The sequence below is a fragment of the Erwinia tracheiphila genome (assembly GCF_021365465.1).
Lineage (GTDB): Bacteria > Pseudomonadota > Gammaproteobacteria > Enterobacterales > Enterobacteriaceae > Erwinia > Erwinia tracheiphila.
Window position 1 is genome coordinate 2306580 of the sequence record NZ_CP089932.1, and the last position, 21648, is coordinate 2328227.

Sequence of the window (21648 nt, forward strand, 5' to 3'; positions counted from 1 at the left end):
AAGTACGCTGAACAGCCATGGTCTGTATGGCTTCACATTTTCAGGTTGGATGTTTCCAGAATGTACAAAGGTTTTTCAGGAATGCCGATGGTTGCGAGATATGTTTTTATTCGCGCCACAGAATGTGACAAAGCTTATGGTCTTTCTCGCGGCACAACAGCACGCGCGCAAAGACATCGGTAATGGGTTCACCATCTGCTTCACCCAGCCCAATGACTACTTCTGCGAAGAAATCCGGGTTCAGCTCGAAATCAACGTGATCTTCCCAGTCTTCTGAAGGGGCAAAGAGTTCTGCGCCACCGCGCTCTTCAAACTGAAGATTGAAAAGGATAATATCAGCCGGATCGAGATTATCTCCAGCCAGTTCAAGAAAGATATCGTAGGCTTGTTCAAGCGTTTCGTCTTCGGTAAGGCGATTATTCAAATCCATAGCATTTCCTAAAGGGTCCGCAGGGGCTGTGCAATCCCGCTCGTTTTACAGTAAAGGGCTGAAGAAGTAAAACAATCGTTCTACAATTCGCTGCCAATAGGCACGACGTGACCAGCGTGTTGCATCCATCAGGCGTGAGCGGGCGATATAATCGTCCTGAATACGCGCCAGATCGCTGCCAAAACCGTCATCATCAATCACCAGCATGATTTCGAAGTTTAGCCACAGACTGCGCATATCAAGATTAACCGTACCGACCAGACTCAGCTGACCATCGACCAGCACGCTTTTAGCATGCAGCAAACCGTCTTCGAACTGATAAATCTTCACTCCTGCGTCCAGCAACTCCGCAAAAAAAGCCCGACTTGCCCAACCCACCAGTACGGAATCATTGCGCCGCGGGACAATAATGCTGACGTCCACACCGCGGTGGGAAGCCGTGCAGATGGCATGCAGCAGGTCGTCACTGGGGACGAAATAAGGCGTGGTCATAGTTAACTGCTCGCGCGCCGAATAAACGGCGGTGAGCAAAGCCTGGTGGATCAGGTCTTCAGGAAAACCAGGGCCAGAAGCGATGACTTGTATGGTATGCCCACTCTCTTCTTCGAAGGGCATGATATTTCCATCTGGAGGTGGCGGCAGAATGCGTTTACCGGTTTCAATCTCCCAGTCACAGGAATAAATAATCCCCATTGTTGTGGCAACCGGCCCTTCCATTCTTGCCATCAAATCGATCCACTGACCGACGCCTGCATTCTGCTTAAAATAACGAGGATCAACCAGATTCATGCTGCCTGTATAGGCTATGTAATTATCAATCAACACCACTTTCCGGTGCTGACGCAAATCCATCCGACGCAGAAAAACACGCAGCAGGCTGACTTTTAGCGATTCAACCACATCAATGCCGGCATTGCGCATCATTGTGCCCCAGGGACTGCGGAAAAATTGTACGCTCCCCGCCGAGTCCAGCATCAGTCGGCAGTGAACGCCACGCCTTGAGGCCGCCATTAGGGATTCTGCAACCTCATCAGCCAGTCCACCCGGCTGCCAGATATAAAAAACCATTTCGATGTTATGACGGGCCAGCTGAATGTCTCTGATTAGTGCATGCATTGTGTCATCAGTCGAAGTAAGCAACTGTAGCTGATTGCCCTTAACGCCGGCAATACCCTGCCGATTTTCACATAGCTGAAAAAGGGGGAGGGCGACATCGCTGTTTTGCTGGCTAAAGATGTGATGACAGGATTTAAGTTCATTCAGCCAGCGCGCGGTCGATGGCCACATGGTGCGCGCACGCTCGGCGCGGCGCTTTCCTAAATGCAATTCGCCAAATGACAGGTAGGCAATGATACCGACCAGAGGCAGAATATAAATGATCAGCAACCAGGCCATGGCAGAAGTGACTGCACGCCGCTTCATTAAAATGCGTAATGTTATGCCAGCAATCAGCAACCAGTAGCCGAAAACCAGTAGCCAGCTGAATACGGTATAAAAAGTTGACATGTTAGTGGACGTCCCGTTCACTTTTGGATAAAGAGAGTTTACGTGCAGGGGACTGCTTTCGAAACCTTTTCCGTGCAGAAGTCATCGGAATATGGCGATGTGGTGAGCGGTTTATCATTCTGTGCAATGTCTCTCAACAGGATAGGCTAATGGCAGAGAAGCAAAATGCGCTTGTACATGCTGCCACAGGCCTGGTAACGTAAAACATGCTGAGGTAAGGTGAGCCTGCCATGCTGTCCGCCACCGCCCGGGCTGACAATAACTGCCGATGTTAACCAGCAGTATTGAATAGCCTGGCGAACTGATTTAACATCTGAAAAATGCGACGCCTTTTGCTGGCAATCGTCAGCAGTTTGTGATGTTTATAAAACCCGACACAAGACTCCTGATTGAGCGCTGTGGTGACAGGGTTTTAAAGTATTATTGGCTTCACTGAAAGGGAGTGCCTGTTGGTTATCCAACAGACGTTTTATGGCTGAACATGCATGCAGTGAAACTTATTGCTGCCAGTGAAGCGCGTGCGAGCCTATAAATAATTCTGTGTAACTGCCACCATATTAAAGGTGAGTGCTCAGGCGGTCACCAAACCCGATAATAAAACGATTCATCGCCAGCCGCCAGTTCTGGACCGGCATACTCCATTTTTTCGATGCCGACTGGATTGCCAGGTAAATAACCTTTCGCACTGAGTCATCCGTCGGGAATACCTTGCGTTTCTTAATGGCGGCACGGATCACGCTGTTCAGCGACTCAATGGCATTCGTGGTGTAGATAGCTTTTCGGATGTCAGACGGATAGCCGAAGAACGTATTGAGGTTTTCCCCGTGCGCACGCCAGCTTTTGCTGATTTGTGGATATTTGTCATCCCATTCTTCGGCGAACGCAGCCAGCGCCATCCGTGCGGCCGCTTCTGTTGGTGCCTGATAAACGGTTTTCAGCCCGCCCGTGACCGCTTTGTAGTCCTTCCACGCCACGTATTTCAGGCGGTTACGCACCATGTGGATGATGCACAGCTGGATGTGAGTCTGCGGATAGACGCTGTTTATCGCATCCGGGAAGCCCTTCAGGCCATCCACGCAGGCAATCAGGATGTCCTGAAGGCCGCGATTTTTAAGTTGCGTCAGCACGTTCAGCCAGAACTTTGCACCTTCATTTTCAGCCAGCCACATCCCCGGAAGCTCTTTCCGGCCTTCGGTATTGATGCCCGGTGCCAGGAACACCGCTTTGTTAATCACGCTGCCATTCTGACGAACCTTAACAACAATACAGTCCAGATAAACAATGGGATAGAGCGCATACAGCTGGCGATTCTGCCATTCGGCGACCTGCTCTTTAACGGCATCCGTGACTTTTGATATCAGGGCCGGTGACACATCAGCATCGTACATCTCTTTGAACGTATCGACGATTTCCCGCGTGGTCATGCCTTTGGCATACAAGGATAAAATCTGGCTGTCCATCTGCGTGATACGCGTCTGATTCTTCTTAATCAGCTGAGGTTCAAAGGTATTTTCCCGGTCGCGCGGCGTGTTTAGCCCGATTTCACCGTCGTCGCACAGCAGCGTTTTCGAAGAGTAGCCGTTGCGGGTATTGGTGCCGGTTTTAGGGGCATTTTTCTCATGCCCGAGGTGGTCAGTCAGTTCTGCATTGCGTGCCGTTTCAACGGTCAGCTTCGTGAGCATGCGGGAAAACTGATTAAGGCCGGCCTCAGTTTTGAGGCCTTTGGCCAGTTCAGCAGCAAGAGCCTTAAGTTTCTTCTCGTCCATAATTTGCCTGTCTCCATTGTTGGAGTGAACATATTAAAAACAGGCAATTACACAATTTTAATTACAGTCTCGCGCGTGCAGAGATTTTGTTCCCCGCCCATGGTTTAAATATATCCTAGTTTGAATGCTGCCTTTCTGAACCCAAAATGGAACTTATCGCCGGAAAGTCTGCAAAATAATATTTTTTTAAGTTCAGCTCTTTCCTTTGCATTTTGAATCATATCAGTCAGCAGCAAAATATCACAAAAGCTCAATGCCGAGCGGTAAAGTAAATCAAGTTTTATAATGGGCATACCCATCATTTTAAAAATCACGGCATTAAGGTGAATCTGGGACCCCTGTGTGAAGATCTCTAGGCACACAGATTTTATTGCAGCAAGCAATGTATCGGGTATAGATGTGACGTCTGATTTTAAAAAATCAATCCATTGAATAAATGTCAGATAACCAACCCGTTCATCAATTTCTTGCTTCATCAGCTCTTTACTTGTCTTTATTTCTGGCGAACTGATACCTTCCTTAAGGTACAATCGGTAATAGCTATCGATAATAAGGTTTTTGCAAAAATTTTCCTGTAGATTAACGAAGCTTCCGGATGTAACTTCACCATTTCTTATCAGAGAGGGAAGGTCTAAAATTTTATCTTTGCTATCAGCCCACACATCGATTTTACTGGCATTATAGAGTGAAGAAAAATCAATGTCTCCATGAGAGGCGGAGAACAGCATTGCAGAAAGCGCCAGCTCCCCTTTTTTGATAATATGCGGTCTGACATTCGTTTTTTTATAGTTTTTCCAGAATGCTAAAAATGCTTTATTATTAAATATGTTACTGGAAATACTTAAGAAAAACGAACCAAGATGCCTGAAGAAATCATGATTCTCTGTCGAGCCAAGAACATTTTTTTTTGACTTTATCATTTCATCAACAAAGGCATCAATTCCATCTGTACAATAGAATACGCTGTCGTTGCAGATTAATAGTCGTTTGCATATGTTGTTGATTCCTTTATCAAAAAAATACAGAACGCATTCTTTGTAACTGCCGAAATCACGGCCTATATTATCTTTTTCAATATAGACATCCACAATGCCTGATATTAGTTTTACATCTTCCACTGACAGTTCGCATGTATTTGCTGCAATAATATAGGCACCCTTTTTTTTGAGCGTTTCCAGATATCTTCGTACATCACTCCTCAGCATCGTTTTTTCATACAACGCAATGATTACAACAATATCCGTATTACCCATTCGTTCGCTCAAAATGTTTGAATATTTCTTAGTTCTTGCCGTTTCAATACTGGAAACAGTAGAAAAATATGCCTCAAGTCCCATCCTGAGCACTATTTCTTTCATTTTTCTTAGTAATCTTGCCATTTTTCCCATATTTCATTGCTGTGTTGCCTTAATGATGGGTAAAAATTCTAATATTTTTAAGGAAAAACTCAAGACTAATTTGTCATTTCGCAACAGATGTAATCAGAAAGTTTAGTGGCCAGATGATCGCGTGTGAAGCATTGCCATGGCAGAAAGGCTGTGTGACGAGAGTACATAGAAGGTGAGCAGAAAAAATTTGTCTGTGAAAAACCTGTATGTCAAATTTTAACTACTCAAAATAAAATTGATTAAGGGGCGTTATCAGTCGGGCACTGACTCAGAAGACGCGTTTAAAAGGTTTGATGGCCACATTTTTATAGACACCTGCAGCAACATATGGATCGTCCTGTGCCCATGTGCGGGCGGTTTCGAGAGACGAAAATTCGGCAATAATCACAGAACCGCTGAAACCGGCAGTGCCTGGATCGTTGTTGTCAACCGCGGGCAGTGGGCCGGCAATAATCAGCCTGCCTTCATCCTGAAGTATCTGAAGGCGCGCAAGATGAGCAGGGCGAGCCGCGGTTCGCTTGCTGAGTGAATCGTGACTGTCTTCTGCATAAATTACATAGAGCACAATGACAACTCCTGTTACTTGGGTGATATTCGTTCCCAACGGTAAGTTATTGCGAATTATTCTGCAAATGGAATGGTGTTCTGGCTATAAACTGCACAATATTGACAATGCTCCGGGCCAATATTTTCAGTGGGTGGCGATGTTATTGAAACTGATTGCTATTTGCATTTAAACTGACGGTCCACTACTTATAACAGACAGATTATGACGACGCTGACCGAAGACTCCTCACCTCGACGCAACTCACTGCCCGTGCTGTTCTCGCTTACGCTTCATGCGGCTGTGGTTGGCGCAATTCTGTATGCTTCCTGTCACCAGACTGTGGCGGTACCGCAGGCATCCCAGCCCATCAGCGTTTCTATGGTTGCACCCGAAGTCCAGGCTGAACCTCATTCCGCACCACGGCCGGTTTCACAGCCCGAACCTGAGCCGGAACCCAAACCGGCCCCCCTGATGCCAGTACCCGTAGTCGTACCCCAGTCAAAGCCTAAACCCAGGCCAGTGAAAAAAGAAGCGGCGAAACATAAGGAACAGTTAAAACCGCATACGGAAGCGAAACAGTCATCGCCGTTCAACGATGATAAGAATGCCACAGCGTTTAAACCTGCTACTGCGCCAAAAGTGTCGCCAGCGCCGGCTACATCTACCTCTATTGCTGCATCCGAGGGGCCAAAACCTATAAGTGTGACAAAACCGGGGTATCCCGTTCGGGCCCAGACTCTGGGTATTGAAGGGAGCGTGCGTGTCCAGTTCGACGTGAATGAAGGCGGTGAAGTAACCAATATCCGTATTATCTCCGCTGAACCTCGTAATATATTTGAAAGGGATGTACGGATTGCGATGAGGAAATGGCGTTATCAGTCCGGTGCACCAGGAAAAGACTTAACGATGAATATAGTCTTCAAGTTGAAAGGGGGGGCCACAATTGAGTAAGTGTAAAACACTCGTGGTATGCTTGGAGAGAAACAGCATCCGTGCCGGGTAAACTGGCTGAGTTATGGCCTTTTATTCGGCCTGGAAATGAATTTTGTCTGTGGGCAGTTGACGAGGTTTCCCTTTGTCGTCAACTGCAACATAAATGAAAACAGCCTAGGTTGTGCAGTAGCGAAGCCCAATTGGTTCAGAGGATACTTTTTTAATCCAGACTTCCACATTTATCGTGACAGAACTGCTGCCAGTACGAATACAGCGTGCATGACAACTCACCACGTTGCCGACGGCAACGGGTTTGAGAAATGTCATACCGTCCACCCGGACGGTCACTACCGAGCCAGTACATAGATTTGTGTAATTGCCTGATTTTGATATGTTCAATCCAGCATTAAAAGCAGGCTAATTTATGGACGAAAAACAGTCGCAGGCCCTGGCTAACGAACTGGCCAAAAATCTCAAAACCCCTGACGATATCAGTCAGTTTGAGCGCCTGCTGAAAAAAAATCAGTGTCGGGGCGGTGCCCAACGCCGAAATGACCCGTCACCCCGGCGACGATAAAAATCAGCCAGAACCGGCGACCAACGCCCGCAACGGCCACACCCAAAAGACGGTTATCACCGGCGATGGCCCGCCGGAGCTGCGTATACCGCGCGATCGTGATGGCTCTTTCGAACCGCAACGGGTGAAGAAAAACCAGACCCGGAGCACCGGGGTGGATAACCCGATCCTATCGTTGTACGCCAAAGGGATGACCACCGGCGAGATAGCGGCCGCATTCAAAGAGCCGTATGACGCCGATGCCTCGTCAGCGCTGGTCTCAAAGGTAGCTGATGCCGTCATGGAGCAGGTCACCGGATGGCAAAACCGGCCACTGGATGCGGTCTGTCCCATCGTTTACCCTGACTGCATCGTCCTGAAAGTCCGGCAGGACAGTCGCGTCATCAATAAATCCGTGTTCCTTGCCCCGGGTATCAACATCGAAGGCCAGAAAGAACTGCCGGGTATGTAGCTGGCTGAAAATGAAGGCGCGGAGTTCTGGTTGAACGTGCTGGCGGGGCTGAAAAACCGTGGCCTGAACGATATCCTCATCGCCTGTGTTGATGGTCTGAAGGGCTCCCCGGACGCTATCAACGCGGTGTATCCGCAGGCCTGCGTCCAGCTGTGCGTCGTGCATATGGTGCGCAACAGTCTGCGGTTCGTCTCCTGGGAGGGCTATAAAGCCGTCACCCGTGGCCTGAAAGCCATTGTCAGGCCCCCACGGAAGAAGCAGGCGCGGGAAGCGTTCGCCGGTACCCGGGACAGCCGCTACCCGCAGATAAGCCGGAGCTGGCAGGCAAACCGGGCCAGCCTGTTGACGTTCTTCGCTTACCCGGCAGACATCCGCAAGACGCTCGACACGACCAGCGCCATCGAGTCGCTGAACAGCGTGATCCGGGATGCCATCAAGAAACGGAAGGTGTTCCCGACTGACGACGCAGTGAAAAAAGAGGTGTGGCTGGCAATCCAGGCCGCATCACAGAAATGGAGGATGCCACAGAGGGACTGGCGTATGGCGATGAGCCGTTTTATTATCGGGTTCGGTGACCGCCCGGACGGCCACTACTGAGAAAAGGCATTTACACAGAATCATGTACAGGGTCGAAAGCCACTGGCTGATATCTATCATATATTCAGCCGTTGAATGTCATTGCTCTGAGTCGTTAGCCATTTTATGAGCACTGACGAGAAACTCCTGAGCTGTTATACCCCAAAGGGAAGGTTCAAAGTCAGCTGAATATAGTTCCCTGAATTTTCGGTCGTGACGCAGACTTGCTGATCACGTATGCTTTGCGCTTTGGATGTAACATATGGCTAAAGTTGATGTCGTCTGCCCTCAGTGCAATGAAACTCATGCTGTACGATGTAACGGACATTCAGCATCCGGTGCCCAACGTTACATCTGCAAGCATTGTTCAAAGACCTTTCAGCTCAACTTTAGCTACTCCGGTGCCAAACCAGACACACACCAGACCATTGTTAATATGACCATGAATGGTTACGGATGTCGCGATACCGCATGGGTTCTCGGTATCAGCCTCAATACGGTTCTGCGGCACGTAAAAAAATTTCGCCAAAGCAGGTAGCTGAGAATATCGACCCCGAAACGGAGGTTGTTATCTGCTGTGAAGCCGGCGAACAATGGTCTTACGTGCGGTGTAAAAGCAATCCCCGGTGGTTGTTCTATGCTTATGACCGTATCCGCAAACGTGCTCTGGCCCACGTCTTCGGCCCGAGAAATGCCCCGCCCCTGCGACAATTGCCGGCCCTGTTAAGCAAATTTAACCTTGCCTTTTATATGACAGATGCCTGGCCGGTTTATAAAGTTCTGTTAAGTGCAACAGGCCACGTGGTGAGCAAGAAATATACCCAACGGACAGAACGGCATAATCTTAATCTTCGCACACATATCAAACGACTGACCCGCAGAACAATTTGCTTTTCGAAGTCAGAGGAAATGCACGATAAGATCATCGGTTGGTATCTTACTCTTCATCATTATCAATAAATCTGCGTCACGACCGAATTTTCCCTCAACATCAACTTCTTTAAGAAAATTCATACAGTCCGATGCCAGCCCTGATGATTTATCAGGGCCTTCGCTGTCAATATAGCATTGAACAACTTCATTAATAGTCTCACCTGACAGGTCATAATCCTGATTGAAGTATGCCCCCATCAAATGATCAAGATACGAATAAATCATTTTATCTAATCCAGTTTAGGGAATGCAGTAAGCACATAATAGGGCTTTCAATTATAACTTTGCAAAACAAGAACTATTCTGAGCTTGTGTGATTTGATAATTGGCCCTGATGCTGTTTTTATCCCAAAACCTATTTCATTACCGGCAAAAAAATCTATTTCGAGCGTTGAACCGTTCCTGCCTGTGCTCGCCCAATTCCTGATGTATCTGGAGTTGAATTTTAACGCGCGTGAAATCGCATCTTCTGCCACGCTCAATTTATAAAATGTGCTGATGCCCGTCATTGTTGGAGGATTAGTCAGGCGTTGCCTCAGTTCTGCCTTGGTCTGACCAACATGCCTTTCAATCGTATGTCCACCGGGTTTTAGCCCTGTAACGGACTCATGTTTTATCAGTTTGATTCGCCCCGAGCGCACAGCTGCAATGCGAGATGCACTCGCTGCTAATGCAAGCCCCATAGACACGGCGACATCAACTGTCAGACCAATTTTCCATGCCGTATCATCATCTGCACCAAACTGTTTTGCCAGTGCTGCCGCTGCCCTGTATGTTGCGGTACGAGTATGTGTTCCCAGACCTCATCAATACAATGGTGGCTTGACGCCGAATGAATCAGAGCGACTGTTCTGGGAAAACTCTGAAGCCGTGGACAGTTTTGTTTGACGACTACACTTGGCAACGCAGAAGGGAGATCAAAAATTAAATGTGTACATAAAAGTGTATTTTTTCATTGAAAAAGAAGGTGCTATTATTCATTTTATTGATTAATAACAGCTTCTTTATTTATTACTCTTTTTCTTCTTGCGGCATCAGGCGGTAAATATACAGGCCGCTAATAAGGGTGAACAACAATGTCAGGCCGGTGAGACCAAATACTTTAAAGTTAACCCAAAATGCCTGAGATAACCAAAATGCTACATAAATATTGGCAAGGCCGCAGGCGAGGAAAAAAACTGCCCAGGCTATATTTAGTTTTTTCCACGCAAAATCAGGCAGTTTTAGCTCTTTACCCAGCATGCTTTGGATAAGCGGTTGCTTCATCCAGAATTGGCTAAACAGGAGCGACAGCGCGAACAAAGAATAAATCACCGTCACTTTCCATTTGATGAATTCATCATTATGGAAAACCAGCGTCAGCGAACCAAACACGGCAACCAGTATGAAGGTGAAGATTGTCATCTTTTCAACTTTGCGGTAAATCACCCAGCCGGCGATCAGAGCCACAGCCGTTGCCACGATTAACGCGCCTGAGGCGACATAAATGTCATACAGCTTGTAAAAAATGAAAAAAACGACCAGTGGCAGAAAATCAAGTAGCTGCTTCATAAGAGTTTCCAGATACCAAATCAATGCAGAGCATCATATTAATCGAAAGCTTCGCCTGTCACGTACGCGACGCAAATTATCGTAACAGCATGTAAAGACGATAAAGATAAATTATCAGTATGGCGGAAACCAGGTTGCTGAGGGCGTTTAAAAGCACGGAAGCAACATTGGCGGGAAGCACTGTCAATGAGGATGCCAGCAACAAAACCACAAGTTTTGCCAGAAGCCAGAGCGCGACGGCAGGTGCAACCACTTTCATTTGACGCCAGACCAAACGCATACTGGTACGCATAGCGCTAAAAATGCCGCTCTTCTCTGTGGCAAGCACAATCGGCGAGAGTGCCAACACGATGCTCAGAATGACGCCGGGAACGACCAGCACCATAAAACCCAGTTGCACCACTAAGGTCACTACAAATACCAGCAAAAGCAGACGAGGCAACAAAGTTGCAGAGCAGCCAATGGCGCGAAGGGCGCTGATACGGTGACCCGCCGAGACCATTGGGATCAGCATCAGCATCGCGCCTAAAAGCAATGTATTGCCCACCAGAGAAGCCAGCGTTCCGGCAGCAGAAGCACGAAGTAAAATACGTTGCTGATCGGGTGACATGTTTTGCACCATTTCGAGCAGGCTTCCTGAACCATTGTTACCGTCGGTCATAATCGACAGTTGCTCCACGCCGGGTGTCAGTGCGTGGCCAATGATAACGGTGATAAAAGAAGCCAGCAGCGAAATTAACGCAATGGTAATGAACTGATTGCGGAAAAAATTCCCCGTGTCACGGTATAAAGAACCAGCCGTGAAAGACATGTAATCTCCTTGAAAAGCCAGTATTAGCGAGCGGGGGATTGTACATGGTCCGGCGCCAACCTGGCACCCTGACTTACATAACTTTCTGTTAGTGTGGGGGCCATCGGTGTAAATAACGGTGGCAGGCCATAGCGTGCCCGAGCACGATCGCAGGCTTCGTTGTGTTGCCCGTCTTCGCCAGATTGAGTGAATTCACGACACGGGCCGGGACGGTTTTCATAAATGCTGCAGGAAACACAGCGGCTAATTTCCCCCTGCAGCGCCACGCAACGGGGTGAAGTCTGGTTGGTACCACGCATATTGCGCATCAAAAGATTCAGCGGCTCGGTGAGTTCCACGGGAACCACTCCACCACCATCATCGGCTTCTGACCAGTAAAACGACACGCGAAAGTGTGCGCAACAGGCGCCACAATTAACACAGGGATTAAGATTATTGCTCATCTGATTGCCCGCCCTCCTGAGGCTTCGAACAAAAATCACCGGGATCGAGATCAGCAAAATATAGGGGTAATTTCTTTTCCATAAGCCTTTTCTGCCGCTTGAATTTCAGAAGTAGAGTGCAGCAATTTGTTGTTTTTAATTGCTTTTATCGTAGATTAACGCATGATGTTATTGATACACAGCCCGTGCGGCTTGCCACGAAACTACCCGGGCAAGGCCCGTTCATCAGAGCACGGGCTTCCAGTGCATAATCAGATCCTCGCGTAACATACCGAGCGCTGTTTTTTGTGTCTTTGTGTCAGAAGCAAAAAAAGCAGCGTCAAAAATGTCACCCATCCTTTTTTTACTTTCGCTGGCCTGCTGTTGCATTAGCACAGCCTTATCCTTCGGAATATCAGCGTAGTTTAACACTGGCAGCATGTTTTTAGTCCAGCTGTGGGGCAGGGGCTGCCCGGCTGAGAGCAAGGCTCCCGCATAACATTCCGCCAGCTGCTGGCTGCCGCGCATTTGTCCGACTAACCACATCTGTGATTCTGTCTGCTGTGAGGCAACCTGCGGATAAACCTGAGCGGCTGCGGTAGACACTTTTCTGATGGCATCATCGTCACCACTGAAAAAGGCGCGGAGTAATGTTTCTTCGCCAACTTTATTTTCTACATCACTGGCTGCCTGGGTCCATGATTTGCCTGAAGACAGCGTAAACGTGTGGTAGGCATCTTTTTTACCTGAATGCCAGAATTTACCTGTTGTGGGGACTTTGTCTGTCAGACGTGAAGTGAGTCCTTCATTCATTGCGCGCCAGGAAGGATTGTTTTTATTACTCGCTTTAAAATTCGGGTGGGTGTAGCAATGAATAAATTCATGTGCGGCGACATCCCCTGGTGGTATTTGCAGCTGAATATTATTACTCAGTTCCACCAGTGACTTGTTGGGGTTCCAGCGGCCCTGAACATTGGGAGGAAGATTGTGGCTTATTTCCATCCGGGCGCTAAAACACGGGCTGTTTTCCGGGATATAGCGGCCAAAGTGATTGATTACCGATTGGTTACCTGCCTGCAAATGCTCAGGTGTTGCGCGTTGAGCAAGGTTGATGGCTGCCCAGAGCGTACCACCCGGATCTTTCGCAAAATCGCCAGGATAGCTGGCGACACGATGACCAGCGAGCAACGCCAGCGTTCCGGTCATCATTTTTGCAAACAGGGTTATTGGATTTACAGATTCAGGTTGATTTTGCTGGGGGGCAGTGGCTGCTGGCACGGAGGGAGTCGCATCGCCAAGTGCTGCAACCGGGGCATCAGGTGCTGCACGCAGTCGTAAATTTGATGGTGAGTCCAGCGGGGGACGAGCCTGTTGACCGTGGGCGGCATCCATACGCATTGGTTCAGGCTCGCTGCCGCTGACGCGGTGTGCGGCAGCAACATTACCGACCGAATTAATTTTATTTACCATAATGACCCTTTTAGCTAGATTTTAGCTGTTGAACTGCCTGACGCAGTTCCATCGCAGTTGTGGAGAAATTGGCCAACAGGCTTTCAAAGCGCATTTTGCTGAGGGTGTTTAAGAGCTGCTCATAAGAATACACCAGCGCTTTTTCGTTCGGATTGATGGTCAGCGCACCGCCGCGCAAACGCAAGCCGGGGAAAGCGTAAACCATCATTTTACGCAGTAGTTTGTCGCCCTGGGACGTTTCTTCCAAAGGGGTGATTTCTGCCAGAAAGGTCAGCGACGGACCATTTACATACAGGGTAATCTGCGCGCCATTCGGGGAATCCAAAGCGTGTACGCCGACGTTTTCAGCGTCGGTGCGTTGTAGATCGTTAAAAAGATTTGGAGATGTGAAATATTTTGTCATCTTTTCCGTCGCTGTTTTAAATCTCAATCAGGCAGAAGGGCAGGGTATGTTGCCAGGACTGCGTGACTAACATCGTTTAAAAGGAACAGGAATTGCGTTTAAAACATGCCTTGCCTGAGCGGTGGCGTGTCATTGTAGGTGACAATCAGTGCAGGAAGAGTTCCCTGACACATCTGTTTCGATTGCTACATCACACGTTTTACCTGTTTCCTAAGGGCAGGCTACTAAAAATCAGCACTGAAAATAGCCGCAGATATTTTCCTCTCCGACACCAGTGGCAGATGGAGCAAAAATTAAATGGATGTCTGTCAGTGAACTTACGTAAGCATAAATTTGGGGGAAACCATTTTTGTGCCAGGGGTTCCTGCGTGGATAGCGTAGGTGTGAATGCACAGATGATGCGTAAATGCGTTAAGTATCAGGAAAAACATGAGCTGAAAGATAAACAACTCTCGCTTTATCAAGTATGAGCAGAGGGTTCAGTGAGTCCGAACTTAACACGCTCTGGGGGGCGTAATCAAAGCCGCCTTCTATGAAGGCGGGCAATAAAAAGGCACAAAAATTTGCGTCTTTTCCTGAAGATTAAGGTTTATTTAATCTGCATTTTGTTAGTAACTGACGTTACGCCTTTAACACTACGGGCAACTGAAACTGCGCGGTTGGCCATCTGAGGAGAGCTGACAAATCCGCTAAGTTGCACGCGACCTTTAAAAGTTTCAACATTGATTTCAGTGGATTTTAGTGAATTGTCTTTCAGGAACTCACTTTTTACCTTAGCGGTAATGACCGTGTCATCAAAGTAGCCACCCGTACCTTCCTGCGTTTTTGTTGGTGCACAGGCGCTGACGGAAAGTGCCACAACCACTGCAATAATCATACCTGTAAAAATTTTCATTAATTTCATTATTTTTCTCCCTACCATTTAGCTCTGGCCTTCGCCGTGTTTACAGATTTACTCTGTAAAGCAAGCTTAGTCCTGAAGAGAAAATACGCAATGTCAGAGCCACAAAAATCACCGAAAAAGAGTGTCTTACCCCAACTGATAAGGCACCTGGAAACGATCAGCGCGTGGCGGCTTTAAGGCTTGCAACAAACGACTTTAACTCAGCCAACATTACAGAGGGGGTGGCGTGATTTTTTTCGATAATTTTGACAATGGCCGAACCGGAGATTGCTCCTGCCGCACCCGCAGCCAGTGCGTCTTTAACCTGAGAGGGTTCAGAAATGCCAAACCCCTGAATGGGGGGGGCGGCATTGAATTCCCGCAGCCTGGCGATCAGATGTTGTAGCGACTGACTTTCACCGCGCTTTTCAGAACCCGTCACGCCTGCGCGCGACAGGAGGTAGGTATAGCCGCGACCATGCGAGGAAATTTCGAGCAGAAGATCGTCATCAGCATTTGGCGGACAGATAAAAATGGGGGCCACATTGTGACGCATCGCTGACTGACGAAAGGGCGCTGATTCCTCCACGGGAACATCCGCTACCAGTACGGAATCCACCCCTGCCGCTTCACTGCGTGCATAGAAATTATCAATGCCGTTGGAAAAAACCAGGTTAGCGTACATCAGCAGCCCGACAGGTATTTCCGGATATTTATGGCGCGTCATGCTGAGTAATTCGAAGCATTGTGACGGTGTCACTCCAGCAGCAAAGGCTCTCAGCGTGGCATTCTGGATAGTTGGGCCGTCTGCCAGCGGGTCAGAGAAAGGTATACCCAATTCCAGCGCGTCGGCGCCGCCTTCTATCAGCGCATCAATGATCTGCAGGGAAAGCTCCGGCGTGGGATCGCCCAGGGTAACAAAGGGAACGAAGGCCCCTTCTTTACGGACAGCCAGACGTTTAAATAGCTGGTTATAACGCTCCATCATATTTCTCCTCGGGCGGTCAAAATATCGTGAACGGTAAATATATCTTTATCGCCGCGCCCGGAAAGATTAACTACAAGAAGCTGTTCTTTTTCCGGTGCCTCACGCATCATTCGTAACGCATGGGCCAACGCATGTGAGGACTCCAGTGCCGGAATGATTCCTTCGCTGCGGCACAGCGTTTTAAAAGCATCCAGTGCTTCTTCATCGGTTACTGAAACATAATCTGCCCGGCCGCTGCTGTTAAGATGGGCATGTTGTGGCCCCACCGATGGGAAGTCCAGGCCTGCAGAGATGGAGTAAGACTCTTCAATCTGTCCATCCTCTGTCTGCATCATGGGTGCTTTCATACCAAAGTAGATACCAACCCGACCGTGTTTGAGCGGGGCGCCGTGTTCACCGCTTTCAATACCATGTCCGGCTGGTTCAACGCCAATCAATCCGACAGCAGGTTCATCAATAAAATCAGCAAACATGCCAATGGCATTCGATCCTCCGCCCACGCAGGCGATCACCGCGTCCGGCAAACGTCCTTCTTTTTCCAGAATTTGTGTTTTGGTTTCTTCGCCGATCATTCGCTGGAATTCACGCACGATAGTGGGGAACGGATGCGGCCCCGCAGCGGTTCCCAGCATATAGTGTGCGGTTTCATAGCTCCCGGACCAGTCGCGTAAAGCCTCATTACAGGCATCTTTCAGGGTGGATGAGCCGCTGTGCACCGGGATAACCTCGGCACCCATCAGCTTCATCCTGAATACATTTGGCGACTGACGCTCAATGTCTTTGGCACCCATATAAATACGGCATTTCAGACCAAGCAGCGCACTGGCCAGCGCGGAAGCCACACCGTGCTGGCCCGCCCCCGTTTCTGCAATGATTTCATTTTTGCCCATACGCTTTGCCAGAAGGGCCTGACCCAGCACCTGGTTTGTTTTGTGTGCGCCTCCGTGAAGCAGATCTTCGCGCTTAAGATAGAGCCGAGTCCTGGTGCCTTTTGTCAGGTTCTGGCACAGGGTGAGGGCAGTTGGACGGCCTGCGTAATTCTTCAGCAGGTCGTTAAATTCTGTTTGAAATGCCGGATCGCGTTGGGCGCTGACAAAAGCTTCTTCCAGTTGACGCAGGGCGGGCATCAGGATTTGTGGCACGTACATGCCGCCAAATTCGCCAAAATAAGGGTTTAATAAGGTCATCGCGTTTCTCTTTTTTCACTATACGGAGCAGCCTTCACTGCTCCTTACCTTCAGTACGCCTCCAGCGTTTGAAAAACTGAGGCAATTTTCATAGGATCTTTAATCCCTGGGGCACTTTCCACACCGGAATTGAAATCCAGCCCGGCACACCCCAACTGAGCTGCTTCAATGCAGTTATCAGCGCCCAGCCCGCCAGCCAGCAAAACGTTGTCAAGGGATTGCCCTGCCAGCAGGCTCCAGTCAAAGCGTTTCCCGCTGCCGCCGTTACCACTGTCAAAAACATAGCGATCAACGTCTGTCCAGTCACGTGCGGGCAGGGCATTGTTAATACTGAATGCTTTCCATATTTTTATGTCTTCGTGTAGCTGGCTGCGTAATTCCTGTACCCATTGCCGGTCTTCATCGCCGTGAAGCTGGACGGCTGCAAGTCCCAGGGTTGTTGCTTTTGTGACAATGTCACTCATGTCGTTGTTGCGAAAAACTCCAACGTACTTAAGTGCGGCACCCGTCATCACTTCTCTGGCAGTATCCAGCGAAACCTTGCGTGGAGAACTTTCGGCAAAAATCAGGCCACCATAGATGGCACCTGACTCCAGAGCGCTACGCGCATCTTCTGGACGAGTCAGGCCACACACTTTATTTTCTCCGATAATTACGCGACGCACGGCGGCGGTAAGGTTATCTTCGGCCATCAGCGACGAACCAATCAGAAAACCATTGGCGAAGTGACTCAGTTCCCGTACCTGAGCATAGCTGTTAATGCCCGATTCACTGATCACGGTAATACCATGCGGTACCTGAGGTGCCAGATGACGGGTACGATCAAGGTCAATCGACAAATTCCGCAAATCGCGATTGTTGATGCCAATGACTTTCGCACCCAGTGCACTGGCACGTTGCAGCTCTACTTCGGAGATCACTTCAGTCAGTATCCCCATATTCAGGCTATGTGCCACGGCGGCAAGCTGGCGATATTGCTCATCCGTTACCACCGAAAGCATTAGCAGGATGGCATCCGCCTGATAATAGCGGGCGAGATAGATTTGCCAGGTATCGATAATAAAATCTTTGCACAGCACCGGTTGTGGTATGGCAGCACTGACAATGGGAAGGAAGTCAAAACTTCCCTGAAAATACTTCTCATCAGTCAGCACGGAAACGGCGGATGCATAATGCCGATAGACGCCCGCTATCGATGTCAGGTCAAAGTTTTCACGAATCAGTCCTTTTGACGGCGATGCTTTTTTACACTCCAGAATAAATACGGTTCGTGCGCCCTGCAATGCAGCATAAAAACTGCGGGAGGAAGGGACAATATCATTTTGAAAGTCAGAAAGTGGCTGTTGCCGCCGCCGCTCTGCCACCCAGATGGCTTTATCCTGAATAATTTGGGTAAGTACAGTTTCCTGCATGGTCATCCTCTTGCTGCCAGGTCGACAACGCGTTGGTAAGCCCCGCCGCTGCGAATAGCGTCCAGCGCCTGCCGGGCATTTTGTCGCAGATCGTCATGGCCAAAAATTTTCAGCAACAGCGCCACGTTTGCGGCAACGGTCTCTTCGTGCGCGCGCTCGCCTTTACCCTGAAGTAAACGTGTCAGAATGTCACGGTTTTCTTCGGGAGAGCCGCCAGCAATGGCCTCCTGAGGCCAGGCACTGAGGCCAAAATCATCCGGCGTCAGCGAATAGCTGGTGATGTCACCGCCGTGGAGTTCGGCTACCCGGGTGGTGCTGTGCAGAGCAACCTCATCCATTCCGTCGCTGTGGACCACCGCTGCGCGCTGATAGCCCAGAATTTTTAGCGTTTGTGCAACAGGAAGCACCAGTTCCGGGCTGTAAACACCAATAACCGCAAGCGGCGGGCGTGCCGGGTTTATCAGCGGACCCAGAACATTAAACAGTGTACGGGTTTTCAACTGTTGCCTCACCGGGATAGCATGGCGAAAGCCGGTATGATACTGGGGCGCAAACAGGAAGCAGACGTTAAGTTGGTCAAGCGCCTGCCGCGCCTCTTCTGCAGGCAAATCCAGCCGAATTCCAAACGCGGCCAGCAGGTCGGATGAACCCGATTTGCAAGAAACGCTGCGGTTGCCATGTTTGGCCACTTTCAGGCCACAGCTGGCCGCAACAAAGGCACTGGCAGTGGAGATATTAATACTGTTGCTGCCATCACCACCGGTACCAACAATATCGGCAAAGGGGTAATCCGGGCGAGGAAACGGCAGGGCATCCGCCAGCAGGGCGGCGGCTGCTCCGGCGATTTCTTCCGGGTGTTCGCTGCGTACTTTCATCGCGATTAACGCGGCGGCCAGCTGCGCCGGCTCAAGCTGGCCCTTCACTATGGCTGAGAATAACTGTTCGCTTTCGTTACGTGATAAAGTATGACCCTGGTAAAGTTTTTCGAGAATGATATTCATCATTTTTCCTTATTATCTGGAAAGCGCCCAGGCCAGCGTCTGCTCAAGCAGGCGAGCGCCCTGAGTTGTCAGAATTGATTCAGGGTGGAACTGAAAACCACACACTCTGTCTGCATCATGACGCACCGCCATCACCATACCGTTGAAAGTGGCGTTCACCATAAGTTCACTGGGTACATTGCTTCCCACCAGAGAATGATAGCGGGCAACAGGCAGTGGATTGTTCAATCCCGCAAACATACCTACGTCATCATGCATGATGGATGAGGCCTTGCCATGCAGGATTTCACCCGCCTGGCCGACATAGCCTCCATATGCTTCAACTATGGCCTGATGACCGAGACAAATACCGATAATCGGCAGCTGTCCTCGCAGACGTTTGAGTAGTTCGGGCATGCAGCCTGCTTCAGAAGGCGTTCCCGGTCCGGGGGACAGCATTAAGATCGCTTGTTCCATGCTTTGCAGGCGTTCAATCAGAATCTCAATGGGAGTGCTGTTGCGGTAAATAACCACGTTATGGCCAGAAGCGCGTAACTGGTCGACCAGGTTGTAGGCAAAGGAATCAATATTGTCGAGCAGCAGAATATCAGCCATCAGAAAATATCCTTGCAGTGGTGAGCGGTGGCGATGGCGCGAAGTACCGCACGGGCTTTATTACGACTTTCATCCGCTTCAGCCTGTGGCACTGAATCCAACACCACACCTGCGCCAGCCTGCACGGTAGCTACGCCATCTTCAACATACGCCGAACGAATGACAATGCAGGTATCCAGATCGCCCGATGCGGTAAAGTACCCTATAGCACCGCCATAACTACCGCGGCGTGTACCTTCTGCTGCCGCAATCAGCTGCATCGCACGGACTTTAGGTGCGCCACTCAGCGTACCCATATTCATGCAAGCCTGATAAGCGTGCAGCACGTCAAGATCCTGACGCAATGTCCCAACCACGCGAGAAACCAGGTGCATGACAAATGAATAACGGTCAACTTTCGTCAGGTCGGCCACATAACGGCTTCCCGGCTCGCAGATCCGTGCCAGATCATTACGGGCAAGATCGACCAGCATTAAATGTTCAGCCAGCTCTTTATGGTCGGTGCGCATTTCAAGCTCGATGCGGCTGTCAAGATCGCGGTCAGGCGTACCGTCTGCATGACGACCGCGGGGGCGGGTACCTGCAATGGGATAAATTTCAATTTGCCGTGTTGTCGCGTCGTATTTCAACGAGCTTTCTGGTGAGGCCCCAAACAGGCTGAAATCCCGATCCTGCATAAAAAACATATAGGGGCTGGGATTGCTGTTTTTCAGTGTTTCGTAGGCAGCCAGCGGGGAGGGGCATGGCAGTGAGAAGCGACGGGAAGGCACGACCTGGAAAATCTCGCCAGCGCGAATGTCTTGCTGTAATTGTGCCACCACCTTGCAATACTCGTCATCGCTCTGGCTACAGCCTAGAGACATTGTTTCAATGGGTTGTACTGGCAGCGGATGGACGGGTTGAAGCATCCGGGCATGCAATTGTTCAATCCGTTTTTGCAGACGTAAAAATTCCGCTGGTGCAGTGGTAAACAGGCTCGCCTGTAAGTGCGCGGTCTGGCTCTGGTGATCGATAACCAGCAGCGTTTCAGCCAGATAAAAGCAGTAATCCGGACAGGATTGCTCATTATTTAAGGTGGGCAAATCTTCAAAACTGGCGACCAGATCGTAGGCAAAGAGTCCCCCCAGCAGCATGGTTTCACGTTCATCTTTCGGGCAGGTGAAAAGCTGTGGAATAACTCGCAGGGCATCAAATACCGAGACAGACTTGAGGCGTGAATCTTCATCTTGGACCTCAGTATTAGCAGGAAACGTCAGCGCCACACCATCTGGTTGCGGTGTACTGACAACGTTTGCAGGGAGTGCGGCGATCAACAGTGGCAATATAGCGCGTCCATTCTCTGTTAGTGCCTGCACAGTGACCAAAGAGCCCTGTGCGGTAATCCGCAGTGCACTGTCAACGATAAGCAGGCTTTTGAGATTACGTTTACTGTCAATATCGGCGGATTCCAACAGTAATGTGGCCGAACGCGCGCCGCACAGCTGATGAAAAACAGCAACCGGATCGTCACGGTAGGGAGCGTTACCGGTAATCAGTTTCATTTCAGTTTTGGTATTTTGCATCAGTTAACTCTATGAATTTGATAAAAACCGCGGTTGGCGGGTTGGGGATCTGCATTCTCGCGGGTAGCGTGCATTACTCGCTCGCCTTTTCAGGGAGAGATGCGCCACCAGACTGTCATCATTGAATATAGCGCGGTCATGATTGGGATACTCATGCGTAAATTAAATGAACTTGCGTACTAGTTAACTGGTTCAAGCTGAAAATGTCAATACTCTTTTCCCTCATAATAAAATACAGTTATCATGCCACAACTTTT

At 49.3% G+C, this 21648-nt stretch carries 19 protein-coding genes and 3 pseudogenes; 3 read left to right on the forward strand and 19 right to left on the reverse strand.

Annotation, left to right across the window (positions count from 1 at the left end):
- Positions 1–106: 106 nt before the first annotated feature.
- The 5 genes from LU633_RS12215 to LU633_RS12235 form a co-directional block, all read right to left on the reverse strand.
- On the reverse strand, positions 107–430 hold the full coding sequence (locus tag LU633_RS12215) for an HI1450 family dsDNA-mimic protein (protein WP_016192513.1): 324 nt from the start codon (positions 428–430) through the stop codon (positions 107–109).
- 45 nt (positions 431–475) lie between these two features.
- On the reverse strand, positions 476–1936 hold the full coding sequence (gene cls / locus LU633_RS12220; protein WP_016192514.1) for a cardiolipin synthase: 1461 nt from the start codon (positions 1934–1936) through the stop codon (positions 476–478).
- A gap of 557 nt (positions 1937–2493) precedes the next feature.
- Entirely contained in the window at positions 2494–3702 is a 1209-nt protein-coding gene (locus LU633_RS12225) for an IS256 family transposase (RefSeq protein ID WP_046371858.1), read from the reverse strand.
- A gap of 104 nt (positions 3703–3806) precedes the next feature.
- Complete coding sequence (locus LU633_RS12230; protein ID WP_040465794.1) at positions 3807–5090, reverse strand: rhamnan synthesis F family protein; 1284 nt, start codon at positions 5088–5090, stop codon at positions 3807–3809.
- Between the two features lie 268 nt (positions 5091–5358).
- On the reverse strand, positions 5359–5655 hold the full coding sequence (locus LU633_RS12235) for a YciI family protein (protein WP_016192516.1): 297 nt from the start codon (positions 5653–5655) through the stop codon (positions 5359–5361).
- 204 nt (positions 5656–5859) lie between these two features.
- Here LU633_RS12235 and LU633_RS12240 point away from each other — a divergent pair, with 204 nt between their 5' ends.
- Positions 5860–6588 carry an energy transducer TonB gene (locus tag LU633_RS12240; RefSeq protein ID WP_016192517.1) on the forward strand — a complete coding sequence of 243 codons (729 nt, stop codon included), beginning with the start codon at positions 5860–5862 and terminating at the stop codon, positions 6586–6588.
- Positions 6589–6660: 72 nt separating this feature from the next.
- Here LU633_RS12240 and LU633_RS12245 read toward each other — a convergent pair.
- Positions 6661–6936: pseudogene (locus tag LU633_RS12245) on the reverse strand (hotdog domain-containing protein); the annotation flags it as partial.
- Between the two features lie 58 nt (positions 6937–6994).
- Here LU633_RS12245 and LU633_RS12250 point away from each other — a divergent pair.
- Positions 6995–8195 (forward strand): annotated as a pseudogene (locus tag LU633_RS12250) (IS256 family transposase).
- Positions 8196–8436: 241 nt separating this feature from the next.
- Positions 8437–9134, forward strand: a protein-coding gene (locus LU633_RS12255; RefSeq protein ID WP_232426911.1) for an IS1 family transposase whose coding sequence is annotated in 2 segments (ribosomal slippage) — positions 8437–8686 and positions 8686–9134 — 699 coding nt in all. Because the reading frame shifts where the segments join, the coding sequence is not laid out codon by codon here.
- On the opposite strand, the gene LU633_RS26200 is transcribed toward LU633_RS12255, so the two are convergent.
- From LU633_RS26200 to LU633_RS12315, 13 genes and pseudogenes are all read right to left on the reverse strand, one after another.
- Positions 9075–9332 (reverse strand): contact-dependent growth inhibition system immunity protein, encoded by a 258-nt coding sequence (locus LU633_RS26200; RefSeq protein WP_016192523.1) that lies wholly within the window; start codon positions 9330–9332, stop codon positions 9075–9077. The two genes, LU633_RS12255 and LU633_RS26200, sit on opposite strands and share 60 nt — an antisense overlap.
- Positions 9333–9379: 47 nt before the next feature.
- Positions 9380–9790: an RNase A-like domain-containing protein gene (locus LU633_RS12260; RefSeq protein ID WP_016192524.1), complete on the reverse strand. Its 411-nt coding sequence runs from the start codon at positions 9788–9790 to the stop codon at positions 9380–9382.
- Positions 9791–10118: 328 nt separating this feature from the next.
- Positions 10119–10658, reverse strand: a complete 540-nt coding sequence (locus LU633_RS12265) for a septation protein A (protein WP_016192526.1) — start codon at positions 10656–10658, stop codon at positions 10119–10121.
- Positions 10659–10734: 76 nt separating this feature from the next.
- The gene (locus LU633_RS12270) at positions 10735–11469 is read right to left on the reverse strand and encodes a YciC family protein (protein ID WP_016192527.1); all 735 of its coding nucleotides are present in this window, start codon (positions 11467–11469) and stop codon (positions 10735–10737) included.
- 23 nt (positions 11470–11492) lie between these two features.
- Positions 11493–11912 (reverse strand): YkgJ family cysteine cluster protein, encoded by a 420-nt coding sequence (locus tag LU633_RS12275; RefSeq protein WP_016192528.1) that lies wholly within the window; start codon positions 11910–11912, stop codon positions 11493–11495.
- Between the two features lie 225 nt (positions 11913–12137).
- On the reverse strand, positions 12138–13361 hold the full coding sequence (locus LU633_RS12280; protein WP_016192529.1) for a type III effector HopV1: 1224 nt from the start codon (positions 13359–13361) through the stop codon (positions 12138–12140).
- Positions 13362–13371: 10 nt separating this feature from the next.
- A complete protein-coding gene (locus LU633_RS12285) occupies positions 13372–13764 on the reverse strand; it encodes a CesT family type III secretion system chaperone (RefSeq protein ID WP_016192530.1) in 393 nt (130 codons plus the stop codon).
- Positions 13765–14353: 589 nt separating this feature from the next.
- The gene (locus LU633_RS12290) at positions 14354–14668 is read right to left on the reverse strand and encodes a BON domain-containing protein (RefSeq protein ID WP_016192531.1); all 315 of its coding nucleotides are present in this window, start codon (positions 14666–14668) and stop codon (positions 14354–14356) included.
- A 157-nt stretch (positions 14669–14825) separates the two neighbouring features.
- On the reverse strand, positions 14826–15632 hold the full coding sequence (gene trpA, locus LU633_RS12295) for a tryptophan synthase subunit alpha (RefSeq protein WP_016192532.1): 807 nt from the start codon (positions 15630–15632) through the stop codon (positions 14826–14828).
- Entirely contained in the window at positions 15632–16822 is a 1191-nt protein-coding gene (trpB, locus tag LU633_RS12300; protein ID WP_016192533.1) for a tryptophan synthase subunit beta, read from the reverse strand. The genes trpA and trpB overlap by 1 nt, the downstream gene beginning before the upstream one ends.
- A 50-nt stretch (positions 16823–16872) precedes the next feature.
- Positions 16873–18234, reverse strand: a complete 1362-nt coding sequence (gene trpCF / locus LU633_RS12305) for a bifunctional indole-3-glycerol-phosphate synthase TrpC/phosphoribosylanthranilate isomerase TrpF (RefSeq protein ID WP_016192534.1) — start codon at positions 18232–18234, stop codon at positions 16873–16875.
- Positions 18235–18236: 2 nt separating this feature from the next.
- Positions 18237–19829 (reverse strand): annotated as a pseudogene (gene trpD / locus LU633_RS12310) (bifunctional anthranilate synthase glutamate amidotransferase component TrpG/anthranilate phosphoribosyltransferase TrpD).
- A complete protein-coding gene (locus tag LU633_RS12315) occupies positions 19829–21391 on the reverse strand; it encodes an anthranilate synthase component 1 (protein WP_016192537.1) in 1563 nt (520 codons plus the stop codon). The pseudogene trpD and the gene LU633_RS12315 overlap by 1 nt, the downstream one beginning before the upstream one ends.
- Positions 21392–21648 lie beyond the last annotated feature (257 nt).